Origin of the sequence: Shinella sp. 838, from assembly GCF_029623935.1 — a bacterium.
Taxonomy (GTDB): Bacteria; Pseudomonadota; Alphaproteobacteria; order Rhizobiales; family Rhizobiaceae; genus Shinella.
On the sequence record NZ_JARSBQ010000008.1, the window covers coordinates 46292 to 58603 of the forward strand.

The following is a 12312-nucleotide window of genomic DNA, read 5'->3' on the forward strand; positions in this document are numbered from 1 at the left end:
GCAGAATTCCTTGGCCAAAACCATCATCGATCTCAAAAAAGCCGATCTCACCCTCGGCCGGGCGGCCGCCTCCGTGCATGTGCTGAAGGGGATCGACCTTGTCATCGATGGCGGCGAATCGGTCGGTATCGTCGGCCCGTCCGGTTCGGGCAAGTCGACGCTCCTGATGGTGCTGGCCGGGCTTGAACGGCTCGACAGCGGCGAGATCCATATCGACGGCGCGGGCCTGCACGGCATGAACGAGGACCAGGTGGCCGATTTCCGTGGCCGCAATGTCGGTATCGTCTTCCAGTCCTTCCATCTCATTCCCAACATGACCGCGCTGGAAAACGTCGCGGTGCCGCTGGAACTCGCCAATGTGCGGGACGCCTTCGAGATCGCCCGGCGGGAGCTGACGGCGGTCGGCCTCGGTGAGCGCCTGTCGCACTATCCCGGCCAGCTTTCGGGCGGCGAGCAGCAGCGCGTGGCGATCGCCCGGGCGCTCGCACCCTCGCCGAAGCTCTTGATCGCCGACGAGCCGACCGGCAACCTCGATACCGAGACGGGCCGGCAGATCGCCGACCTTCTTTTCGCCAAGCAGGCCGAGCGCGGTATGACGCTGGTGCTGGTGACGCATGATCCCTCGCTTGCCGCCCGGTGCAGCCGGCAGGTCGCCATGCGCTCCGGCGAGATCGTTTCCGGCGCGGCGCCCGTCAAGGCGACACTGGCAGAGGCGGTACCCGCATGAGGGTCGGCGCGGTCCTCAGGCAGGTTCCACTGGCGCTTCGCCTGGCGCTGCGCGAAATGCGTGGCGGCCTCAAGGGGTTCTACATCTTCCTCGCCTGCATCGCGCTCGGAACGGCGGCGATCGCGGGCGTCAATTCGGTGTCGAGCGCCATCACCCAGGCGATCGCCTCGCAGGGGCAGACCCTGCTTGCCGGTGACGTGCGCTTCGAATTCAACAATCGTTTCGCAACCCCGGAAGAGCTGAAGCACTTCCGGGGGCTCGGCGATGTTTCTCTCTCCTCCAGCCTGCGCTCCATGGCGCGCCTGCCCGATGGATCCGACCAGACGCTGGTCGAGGCCAAGGGTGTCGACGGCGCCTATCCGCTCTACGGCACGCTGGGAACCAGCCCGCAGCAACCGTCCGCCACGCTCTTCGCGAAAGAGGGCGAGCGCTATGGCGCGGTCGTCGCGCCGCTGCTGCTCGACCGGCTCGGCATCGCCATCGGCGACGAGATCCTGCTCGGCACGGCCCGTCTGAAGGTGACGGCGACGCTGGTGCGCGAGCCGGACGCGGTTTCGGAAGGTTTCGGCTTCGCGCCGCGGCTGATGGTCTCGGAAGAGGCTCTGCAGGCGAGCGGTCTCGTGCAGACCGGCAGTCTCGTGGAGAACGCCTATCGTATCCGGCTTGCCGATACCGACGTTTCGCTGGCGAAGGTGCGGGCGGATGCCACGAAAGCCTTCCCGAAGGCCGGCTGGTCGATCCGTACCTCCAACAGCGCGGCCCCTTCGCTGACCAACAACATCACGCGTTTCTCGCAGTTCCTGACGCTGGTCGGCCTGACGGCGCTGATCGTTGGCGGTCTCGGTGTCGCCAATGCGGTGCGCGCCTATCTCGATTCCAAGCGCTCCGTCATCGCCACCTTCAAGTGCCTCGGTGCGCCGGCCTCGCTGGTCGCGCTGGTCTATCTCGCGCACATCGCCCTGATCGCCGCGGTGGGCATCCTGATCGGCCTCGTGGCGGGTGCGCTGATGCCGATGGTGGCGATGCGCTTCCTCGACGGCGTGCTGCCGGTGCCGGCCGAGGCGACGATCTATCCTTCGGCGCTGCTGCTTGCCGCCGTCTTCGGTTTGCTGACGGCGCTCGCTTTCGCCATCATGCCACTCGGGCATGCCCGCGAGGTGCCGGCGACGGCGCTCTTCCGTGAGCAGGGATTCGAGACCGGCCGCCTGCCGAGCTGGCCCTATGTCGCGGGTGCGGCGGTCTTCCTTGCGGCGCTGGCCGGGCTCGCCATCGTCACGGCCTATGACCGCTACATCGCCATAGTCTTCCTCGGGGCAATTGCCTTTGCCTTCGTGGTCCTGCGTGTCGTTGCCATGCTGATCACCGCGATCGCGCGGCGCAGTCCGCGCGTCAATTCGCCGTCGCTGCGGCTTGCCATCGGCAATATCCATCGGCCCGGGGCGCTCACCTCGTCCGTCGTGCTGTCGCTCGGCCTCGGTCTTGCGCTCCTCGTCACGCTGACGCTGATCGACGGCAACCTGCGCCGGGAACTGACCGGCAATCTGCCGGGGCGCGCGCCGAACTTCTTCTTCGTCGATATCCAGGGCAGCGAACTGGACGGGTTCCGCACCGTGCTCCAGTCCAACATGCCCGACGGCAAGATCATCGAGGTGCCCATGCTGCGGGGCCGTGTCATGGAGCTGAACGGCGTCGAGGTCTCGAAGGTCAAGGTGCCGCCCGAAGGGCAGTGGGTGCTGCGCGGCGACCGCGGCATTACCTATGCCAAGCGCACGCCGGAAAACTCGACGCTTGCCGAGGGTGAATGGTGGCCGGAGGATTATTCCGGCGAGCCGCTTGTTTCCTTCGCCGCCGAGGAGGGCCGCGAGCTCGGGCTCAAGATCGGCGACAGTGTGACGGTCAATGTGCTCGGCCGCAACATCACGGCGCGCATCGCGAACTTCCGCAATGTCGAATGGGAATCGCTGTCGATCAATTTTGTCATGGTCTTCTCGCCGAACACCTTTGCCGGCGCGCCGCATGCGTGGCTGTCGACGGTGATTGACCCGCAGGCAACCGCCGAGCAGGAGGCGGCGACCCTGAAGGCAGTCACCAATGCCTTCCCGACGATCACCAGTGTGCGTGTCAAGGATGCGCTCGATGTGGTCAACGAGCTGGTCGGCCAGCTCGCCACTGCCATCCGGGCGGCGGCCGCCGTCGCGCTCATCGCCTCGATCCTCGTGCTCGCCGGGGCGCTTGCGGCCGGCAACCGGGCGCGCGTGCACGATGCCGTGGTGCTCAAGACGCTCGGCGCGACACGCGCTACGCTGATCCGTGCCTTCAGTTACGAATATCTGATGCTGGGTCTGGCGACGGCGCTCTTCGCGCTCTTTGCCGGCGGGGTGGCGGCCTGGTTCGTGGTGAGCCGCATCATGACGCTGCCATCGAGCTTCCTGCCCGACGTCGCCGTCATGACGGTCGTTACAGCCCTCGTCATGACCGTCGGCATCGGCCTTGCCGGGACCTGGCGCATTCTGGGGCAGAAGGCCGCGCCCGTGCTGCGCGAACTCTGACGATGCCGGGATCCGCGGTCTGCGAGGGGTGCGGGTCTTGTACGAGACACAATTCATGCGCATATTGTTTACAGGCAAGCTGGAGCCCCACAGCGGTTGCCCGGGCTCTCGCGCCGAACCCTCGGCGAATAAACGGGAACCCGACACCGTCATCACAGGGGGGGCTTTACGAGAGGAAAACATGGCTGATCTCCGCAACTACCAGACCCGAACGGCCAATGCCGGCGCTCAGGCCGGCGCGGTCGTCGACGAAGGCCTTCGCGCCTATATGCTCCGGGTCTACAACCTGATGGCTCTTGGTCTCGCGATCACCGGCGTGGTGGCTTATGCTGCTTCGCAGGCCGCTTTCGCCGACGGGCAGCTCACCGCCTTCGGCCAGGCGATCTATGTGAGCCCGCTGAAGTGGGTCGTGATGCTCGCCCCGCTGGCGCTGGTCTTCTTCCTGAGCTTCCGCATCCACACGATGAGCGTTGCGGCCGCGCAGGCGACCTTCTGGGTCTATGCCGGCTTGATGGGCCTGTCGCTGTCGTCGATCTTCCTGGTCTATACCGGCGCCAGCATCGCGCAGACTTTCTTCGTCTCTGCCGCCGCCTTCGGCGCCCTGTCGCTGTTCGGCTACACGACGAAGCGGGACCTGTCCGCAATGGGTTCGTTCCTGATCATGGGCCTGTTCGGCCTGATCATCGCCTCGCTCGTTAACCTGTTCCTGCAGTCATCGGCGCTCGACTTCGCGATCTCCGCGATCGGCGTGCTGGTCTTTGCAGGCCTGACGGCCTGGGACACGCAGAAGATCAAGGAAATGTATTTTGAAGCCGACGACGTCGCCGTGGCCGGCCGCAAGGCCATCATGGGCGCACTGACGCTCTACCTCGACTTCATCAACCTCTTCCTGTTCCTGCTGCGCTTTCTCGGCAATCGCGAGTAACGACGGCAGCCGGATGTGGCTGAAAAAAGAAACCCCGCCGGAGACGGCGGGGTTTTTGTTTGGGAGAAGCGATCACTCGCTGATGATCTTGAATTTTTCGCCGGTGCGGACGGTGCTCGCCGCCGTCATCGCGTTGATCAGACGGAAGAGGTCGAGTTTCCGATCCGTGCCCATCATCCGTCCGGCGAGCGAGGCGACGGTGTCGCCCGCCCGCGCGGTGACGACGCGTATGCGCAACGGCTTCAGCGAGGTGACTTCGGCCGGCGTCAGCTTGCGGAACGAGGCCTTGAGGATCGCCGCAGTCGGTTCCAGCGCCTTCGAGCCCATCGGCACGGCGGTCAGGAAGCGGTAGATCTGGTTGTCGATGCGCACGACCGTGACGTCGAACTCCCAGCGGTCGGCGGCGGCCTTGGCTGTGGCCGCCTCCAGCCCGTTGATCATGACGGGCTGGATCGTCTCCGGTCTGAGGCCGGTCACCCAGCCGCTCGAAATGTAGTTCACGAGGTCCTGCTTGCGGCTGTCGGCAACACCGTCGAAGCGGATCGCGACATCGCCGGGACCTGTCGCCAGCACCGCGTCGGCCTTGTTGTCGATCTGGAAGCCGGCCGGCACGTCGAAGCGGATGCCGAGCTTGCCATGCAGGAAGGTCTGGCCGCGCACATAGCCCTCTTCCGGCGCATCGCCGTAGAGCAGGCCGTCGATGCCGGCGAGGTAGTAGTCCCGGCCGCGGTCGCCGATCGCGCCTTCCGCGCCGAAGGCGCGGGCATGCAGGCGCGCCAGCTCCACGCGCTGCGGTGCATTCGGGTGGCTCGACAGGAAGTCGAGGCTCTGGTCGGAATCGGGGTCGACGGCGGTGAAGCGGGCATAGGCCGCCATGGAATCGAGGAAGCGCGCCGCCGCATAGGGGTCGTAGCCCGCCTCGCCCAGCATGCGCACGCCGATCACGTCGGCCTGGAGTTCCTGGTTGCGCGAGAAGGCGGCGAGGCGCATCTTTCCGCGCGCCAGGGCCTGCTTGCCGGCGATGTTGCTGGAGAGCACCTCGGCCACGACGCGGCTGGCGATGACCTCGGCCTCTTCCTTCTTCTGCCGCTCGATGCCGTGGTTGGCGGTGACGTGCGCCATTTCATGCGAGAGCACGGCCGCGACTTCCGAGGCGTCGTTGGCAAGCGCCAGCAGGCCGCGGGTGACGTAGAGATAGCCGCCCGGCAGCGCGAAGGCGTTGATCGCGGGCGAATTCAGGATGGTGATACGATAGGACTGGTTCGGGTTTTCCGAAACGAGCGTCAGCGCGCCGGCAATGCGCGCGACGAGCCGCTCGGTCTTGGCGTCCTTGTATTCGCCGCCGTAGCTGGCGACGATGCGCGGGTGCTCGCGGGCGCCCATCTGGGCGCGCGGGTCGTTCTTCTGCACCTCGTCGACGATCTGCGGGTTGGACGAGGGCGAGATCGTCGGTTCATAGGTCTGTTCGATGATGGACTGGCAGCCGGCAAGCAGCGTGCCGGCGAGCATCAGCGCCGCAAGGGGTCTCAAAACCCCGCGTCCGCGTACCGTTGCAGCTTCCTGCGTTGCTCTCGCCATATCTCTTGCCCACAGCCCGAACCGGGTCCTCGAATGGATGAGATAGACGCACCATACCCGGCCGGCAACTCCCGATTCGACAAACGCTTCCCTTGTGGCTCCGGTGACACAGGGGGGCGTCCAAATTGTGGCGTGTCGCCGGGGCGCCAATCCGGGTGTTCCGCTAAAGCGCGGAATGGCCGAGGAATTTTGCAACGGCTGGTGGCTCCCGTCGAGAAAGGAAATCGACGACCGGCTCCTGGAGAAGGATTGTGCCTGCCTCCAGGAACATGACCCGGTCCGCCAGCCGGCGGATGTCTTCCGGCTGGTGGGTGATGAAGAGCATCGTGCTCTTCGTCTCGTTGCGCAGCTCCGTCAGAAGTTTCGCCATCTCCGCCCGCATGGCCGGATCGAGCGCGGCGAACGGTTCGTCGAGCAGCAGGATCGGCCGGCGCCGTACGAGGGCGCGGGCCAGCGCCACGCGCTGCCGCTCGCCGCCCGAAAGCGAGCCCGGCAGGCGCCGCTCATAGCCGTCGAGGCCGACGCGCGCGAGCGCGGCGAACACGCTCTCTCGCGCCGCCGCATCCAGCCGCAGCGCTGGATCGATACCGAGGCCGACATTGTCGGCAACCGTCAGGTGCGCGAAAAGATTGTTGTCCTGGAAGATGATCGAGACCGGCCGTTCCGCGGGATCCCGTTCTGCCATGGTTTCGCCGAGCAGCCGGACATCGCCTGAAGCCGGCGCCTGGAAGCCGGCGATAACGTTGAACAGCGTCGATTTTCCCGCGCCCGAGGGGCCGACGACTGCGACCGCGGCACCGGCTGGAATGGCGCAGTCGAAGGACAGCCGCTTTTCCTCGAAGTGCACGGCGACATCTGTGAGGTGGATGGCAAGGTCAGGCATCGGCGCTTGGTCTTTCAGTCGGGCGCTCCGCCGCGGTCGAGGGCAGCGTCAGGAGAAGGCATATTGCGCCGAGCAGCAGGGCGATGCCGGCGGCATCCGCGGTGCGATAGCTCGCCATGCGGGAGTAGAGCAGCCACGGCAGAGTGGTGAACCCTTCCGCACCGAAGATGGCGACGGCACCGAGATCGCCGAGCGACAGCGCCATGGCGAAGGCAAAGGCGGTGAGCAGCGGTTTCCTGAGGGCGGGCAGGTCAATCCATCGCAGGCGATGCATTCCGGTGACGCCGAGGCTGAGGGCGAGGCGAGCGGTGCGGATGAGATGGGTGCGGTAGGCCGGCTCCAGCACGCGCACGACGAAGGGCAGCGCCATCAGCGCGTTGAGCACGGTGACGACGGCAGGGGCGAAGCGCCCGGTCTCGCCGAAGGTTCTCAGCACGAGGAACCAGCCCGTAGCGACGACGATCGGCGGCACGAGCAGGATCAGCGAACCGACCGCAGGCAGGGCACGAGCCATCAGCCGTGTGGCGAGGTCGACCTTGCCCGTCTCAGCCAGCCGTGGCACGAGCACGATGGGCAGTGCGATCGAAAGGCTGAGGCAGGCCGAGGCGAAGGAAACTGCAAGGCTGGTGACGAGCGCCCGGTGCAGCAGCGGATCGAGCGCCAGCCGGCCGAGATCGGCGGAAAGGCCTGAGACGAGGGTGGCGACGAGAGGCGCTGCGGTGAAGAGGGTGAAGAGGAGGATGACCAGGCCATCGGGAAGGCGGTGCCGGCGGCCGTCGAAACGGCGGATGGCGCGGCCTGTCGTCATGCCCTCTTCGGGTGGCTTGCCGAACAGCGAGATCAGCCAGAGCAGGCTTGCCGTGACGAGGATTTGCAGGAAGGCGAGCAGGACGGCGCGTTCGGGGTCGAAATCGAAGCGCAGCGCCTGGTAGATCGCCACCTCGATCGTCGTTGCAGCCGGCCCGCCGCCGAGCGTCAGCGCGATGGTGAAGCTCGTTGCGCAGAGCATGAAGACGAGTCCGGCGATACCCGGCAGGACCCGCCGGATGACGGGCCATTCGATAAGCCGGAACACTGCGCCGCTGCCCATGCCGAGATTGGCGGAGGTCAGCCAGTATTCGGCCGGAATGCGCTCGAGGGCCGCCAGCAGGAAGCGTGCGGCGAGCGGCAGGTTGAAGAAGACATGGGCGATCAGGATGCCGGCAAGCCCGTAGACGCTGACCGGGTTCTGCAGCCCGGCGAGCCCGAGCAGATCGTTGACGACGCCCTGCCGGCCCCAGACCTCGATGACGCCGAGTGCGGCGACCAGCGCCGGCAGGCCGAGCGGCACGACGGACAGCCGAATGATCCAGACGCGGCCGGAAAAATCCCGCTGTCGGGCGAGCGCCCGGGCGACCGGAATGGCGAGCAGGACGGACAGGAGTGTGGAGAGTGTCGCCTGCAGCAGAGTGAACTGCGCGACGCGCCCGATATAGGCATCGAGGAGCGGCGCGCCGGAGCCGGGGCCGGCATGGGCGAGAAGCACGGCGGTCGCCGCACCGACGAAGACCAGCACGGTGCCGAGGGCGAGGCCCCCGGCGACGCGCAATGTCCGCCGCTCGGTGCGGGCGAAGATCACGTTACTTGGCGCTCATCGCCGCGAGCCATTCGTCGATCCAGGCCTTGCGGTTGGCTGCAACCTCGTCCGACGACATCAGGAAGGTCTTTTCCGGCTTCACCAGCGCGTCGAAGGCGGCAGGCAGCGGGTCCTTCGTCTTGGCGGCCGGCATCATCCAGTTGGTTTCCGGAATGATCGACTGGAAATCCGGGCCGGTCATGAAGGTCAGGAACTGGCGGGCCAGATCCTTGTCGTCAGCGGTGTGCGTCAGACCGGCGACTTCGATCTGCACGTAATGGCCTTCGGAGAAGGCGGCGGCCTTGTAGCGCTCGGTCTTCTCCGCGATGACGTGGTAGGCCGGCGAGGTCGTGTAGGACAGCACCATCGGCGCCTCGCTCTTGGTGAAGAGGCCATAGGCTTCCGACCAGCCGGGCGTGACGGTCAGCACGCGATCCTTGAGTTTGCCCCAGGCCTCGCCCGCCTTGTCGCCATAAACCGACTTCACCCAGAGCAGCAGGCCGAGGCCGGGCGTCGACGTGCGCGGGTCCTCGATGACGATTTTTTGCGACGGGTCGCCTTCGACGAGGTCCTTGAGGCTCGTCGGCGGGGTCTTCAGCGTCTCGCTGTCATAGACGACGGCGAAATGGCCGTAGTCGTAGGGCAGGAATGTGTCGTCGGAGAAGCCGCCCGGCACGGTGAGGTCCGCCGGCGAAAGGCCATGCGCCTCGAAGAGGCCAGTCGCCTTGGCCTCGGTGATGAGGTTGGTGTCGAGGCCGAGAACGAGGTCGGCCTTGGTGCTTTCGCCTTCGAGCTTCAGGCGCGTCAGAAGTTCCACGCCATCGGCGACGCCGACCCATTCGACCGTGCAGCCGCAGGTCTTCTCGAAGGCTTCCTTGACCTTGGGGCCGGGGCCCCATTCGGCGACGAAGCTCTCATAGGTGTAGACGGTCAGCGTCTTTTCCTGCGCGAGCGCGGGAAGGGCGAGGGAAACGGCCAGTGCCGCGATGGTGGAGAAAAGTGTCTTGCGCATCCGCGCCTCCTTGTTGTTCACAAAACGGGAGTAGGGCGCAGGATGTGCCGTCTAATCCCTCCGCCGGTACGAGCCGGATCAGGTTCTTCGGGTTGGCGAGACCGCCTCTCAGCCAGTGGATCAAAAAAACCCGCTGGCACCCCGTTAGAGCAAGGCAAGGCATAATCCCGCTTGTGACAGTACGCAAGGGGCAAGCAAAAGGCCGGCGCAAGCGCCGGCCCTGCCGTTCTGAAATGTGTCGGGCCTTAAAGGCCGAAGGCGTCCTTGAACTGATACCACCAGGAGCCGATGGTGGAATATTGCGCACGGAACATGCGCCCACCCGGGAAGGGAATCCAGGGCAGCTTTTCGAACTGGCTGAAGCGCGAGAGATCGCCATCGACCGCTTCCGAGAGGATGCGGCCGAAAAGGTGCGAGCCGGTGACGCCGTGGCCGCTGTAGCCGTGGGCAAAATAGGTGTTCTTGCCGATCTTGCCCATCTGCGGCACGCGCGAGAAGGAGAGGGCGAAGTTGCCGCTCCAGGCGTAGTCGATTTTTACACCCTTCAGCGAGGGGAAGACCTTTTCGAGGTTTGGGCGGATTTTTGCGCGCACGTCCGCCGGATCGGTGCCGCCATAGACGGTGCCGCCGCCGAAAATCATGCGCTTGTCGGCGGAGAGGCGGAAGTAGTCGAGGATGTAGCGGACGTCCTCGACGCACATGTCGCTCGGGATCAGCGCATCGGCGCGCTCGGCGCCGAGCGGCTCGGTGGCGACCATCTGGGTGGAGACGGGCATGACGCGCGAAACCAGCTTCGGCACGACATGGCCGAGATAGGCATTGCCGCAAAGTACGGCGACCTTGGCGGTGACGCTGCCCTTCGCCGTGTGAATGACCGGCTTTTCCGCCTCGTGTTCGACGTGGGTGACGGGCGACTGTTCGTAGATCACGCCGCCGAGCGATTCGAGCGCCTTGGCCTCGCCGAGGGTGAGGTTGAGCGGGTGCATGTGGCCGCCGGTCGTGTCCAGCATGCCGCCGATATAGGCGTCGGTGTTGACCAGCTTGCTGATCGCCGCCTTGTCGAGCATCTGGTGGTCGTCCATGCCGTAGCTCTTCCAAAGGGCCTTCTTGTGCTCGAGGTCCTTCATGTGGGCGGGTGTATAGGCGGCATAGATATTGCCGGTCTTCATGTCGCAATCGATATCGTATTGCGAGACGATGCGGCGGATGATCTTGCCGCCTTCCTGCACCAGGCCGCCGACGAAGGCGCCGGCCTGGTCGCCGTAGCGGCGCTTGATCGTGTCGAGGCTGGCGTTGAGGCCATTGACGATCTGGCCGCCGTTGCGGCCCGAGGCGCCCCAGCCGATGCCGGCGCCCTCGACCATCACGACCTTGTAGCCCTTTTCGGCAAGGTGGATGGCGGTGGAGAGGCCGGAATAGCCGGCGCCGAGCACGGCGACGTCGGCGGTGACAGCGCCTTCCAGCACCTTCGGCGTGCGGATGATGTTGCGGGAGGCGGCGTAGTAGCTGTCGGGATAGGCGCCGTTGCCGGCATAGGACTGGGTATTGGCCATCAGACGATTTCCAGGTAGGCGCTGAATTCGAAGTCGGTCACCTGTTCGGCAAAACCGGCGATTTCCTGCCGCTTGCAGGCGATCAGCATGGAGCGGAGATCCGTGTCGAAGATCTCCGAGACGATCGAGCCGTTCTCGAAGGCGGTGACGGCAGAGCCCCATTCCGAGGGGATGCGCGGCAGCTGCGAGAGATAGGCCCGGCCCGAGACCGGTGCCGGCGGCTCCCACTTGTTGCGGATGCCGACAAGGGCGGCGCCGAGAATGCCGGCCATGACGAGATAGGGGTTGGCATCGGCGCCGGCGACGCGGTGCTCGATGCGGCGCGCCTTGTTGCTGCCGCCGGGAATGCGGATGGCGGCGGTGCGGTTCTCGTAGCCCCACGAAACGGAGGTGGGGGCATGCGTATCCGGGCGCAGGCGGCGGTAGGAGTTGAAATGCGGCGCGAAGAGCAGCGTCGATTCCGCCATGCCGCGCGTCAGGCCCGCGACGGCATGTTTCATGATGTCGGAGCCCTCGGGCGTGTCGTTGTCGAAGACGTTGTTGCCGTCCTCGTCGATCAGGCTGAAATGCATGTGCATGCCGCTGCCGGAGCGCATGCCGTAGGGCTTTGCCATGAAGGTGGCGGCAAAACCATGCTTGCGCGCGACGCCCTTGATGATGCGCTTGAAGAACAGCGCGTCGTCGGCGGCCTTCAACGGGTCGTCGGAATGCATCAGGTTGATTTCGAACTGGCCGATACCGTTTTCGGCGACGGCCGAATCCGCCGGCACATTCTGCCGTTCGCATTCCGCATAGACGTCGGAAAAGAACTGGCCGAAATCGTCGAGCTCGTCGATGGAGAGGATGGCGTCGGAGTCGAGCCGCTTGCCGGTATAGGGCGAGATCGGCGGCTGTGCATGGTCAGGCTCGGCGTCGATCAGGTAGAATTCCATTTCCGAGGCGACGACGGGGCGCAGGCCGAGTTCGTGGTACTGGCGCACGATATTGGCGAGTGCCTGGCGCGGGTCGGCAAGGAACGGTGTGCCGTCCTCCTTGAACAGCCAGAGCGGCACGACGGCCGACGGCTTCAACGTCCAGCTGACGGGGAGCGCGCCACGACCGGTTGCGGCGCAGATGCCGTCCATGTCGCCCGAGGCGAAGACATGGCTTGAGCCGACGATGTCCTCACCCCACACGTCCACGCCCACGATGGACAGCGGCATGCGAATGCCGCCCTTCAGCACCTTTTCCGCCTGCCCGACGGGCACGCGCTTGCCGCGCAGGATGCCGTTCAGGTCGCAGACCACGGCCTGGATGCTCTCCACGCCGTCGGCATTGATCAGCCAATTGGCATCATCGTTCGGAGTCATGGTTCCCTTCCGTATCACATAATTATTTTTGTGATCACATTTTCAAAATATGCACACTTTCTTGTCGGGGGTCAAGCTGCTAGAACCTGTCACAAAGCATAGGGTAGCATCTGCAGCCTTT

The 12312-nt window shown here is 65.5% G+C and carries 9 protein-coding genes and 1 riboswitch; of the genes, 3 read left to right on the top strand and 6 right to left on the bottom strand.

Annotated features, from left to right (window positions below):
* Positions 1 to 10 precede the first annotated feature (10 nt).
* From P9A16_RS21920 to P9A16_RS21930, 3 genes are all read left to right on the top strand, one after another.
* A complete protein-coding gene (locus tag P9A16_RS21920; RefSeq protein WP_050746099.1) occupies positions 11 to 727 on the top strand; it encodes an ABC transporter ATP-binding protein in 717 nt (238 codons plus the stop codon).
* Positions 724 to 3276 (top strand): ABC transporter permease, encoded by a 2553-nt coding sequence (locus P9A16_RS21925; protein ID WP_278025933.1) that lies wholly within the window; start codon positions 724 to 726, stop codon positions 3274 to 3276. The genes P9A16_RS21920 and P9A16_RS21925 overlap by 4 nt, the downstream gene beginning before the upstream one ends.
* Positions 3277 to 3457: 181 nt before the next feature.
* Positions 3458 to 4201, top strand: a complete 744-nt coding sequence (locus tag P9A16_RS21930) for a Bax inhibitor-1/YccA family protein (protein ID WP_024271266.1) — start codon at positions 3458 to 3460, stop codon at positions 4199 to 4201.
* Positions 4202 to 4273: 72 nt separating this feature from the next.
* Here P9A16_RS21930 and P9A16_RS21935 read toward each other — a convergent pair whose 3' ends face one another.
* The 6 genes from P9A16_RS21935 to P9A16_RS21960 form a co-directional block, all read right to left on the bottom strand.
* Entirely contained in the window at positions 4274 to 5710 is a 1437-nt protein-coding gene (locus tag P9A16_RS21935; protein WP_245290249.1) for a M48 family metalloprotease, read from the bottom strand.
* A gap of 232 nt (positions 5711 to 5942) precedes the next feature.
* Positions 5943 to 6662, bottom strand: a complete 720-nt coding sequence (gene thiQ, locus P9A16_RS21940; protein WP_023516114.1) for a thiamine ABC transporter ATP-binding protein — start codon at positions 6660 to 6662, stop codon at positions 5943 to 5945.
* Complete coding sequence (thiP, locus tag P9A16_RS21945; protein ID WP_081870720.1) at positions 6655 to 8277, bottom strand: thiamine/thiamine pyrophosphate ABC transporter permease; 1623 nt, start codon at positions 8275 to 8277, stop codon at positions 6655 to 6657. Before thiP ends, thiQ begins: the two co-directional genes overlap by 8 nt.
* Before the next feature lie 4 nt (positions 8278 to 8281).
* A complete protein-coding gene (gene thiB, locus P9A16_RS21950; protein WP_278025934.1) occupies positions 8282 to 9289 on the bottom strand; it encodes a thiamine ABC transporter substrate binding subunit in 1008 nt (335 codons plus the stop codon).
* A 38-nt stretch (positions 9290 to 9327) separates the two neighbouring features.
* A riboswitch (TPP riboswitch) is annotated at positions 9328 to 9443 on the bottom strand.
* Positions 9444 to 9534: 91 nt separating this feature from the next.
* Positions 9535 to 10842 carry an NAD(P)/FAD-dependent oxidoreductase gene (locus P9A16_RS21955; RefSeq protein ID WP_023516111.1) on the bottom strand — a complete coding sequence of 436 codons (1308 nt, stop codon included), beginning with the start codon at positions 10840 to 10842 and terminating at the stop codon, positions 9535 to 9537.
* Positions 10842 to 12191, bottom strand: a complete 1350-nt coding sequence (locus P9A16_RS21960; RefSeq protein WP_023516110.1) for a glutamine synthetase family protein — start codon at positions 12189 to 12191, stop codon at positions 10842 to 10844. The genes P9A16_RS21955 and P9A16_RS21960 overlap by 1 nt, the downstream gene beginning before the upstream one ends.
* Between the last annotated feature and the right edge of the window lie 121 nt (positions 12192 to 12312).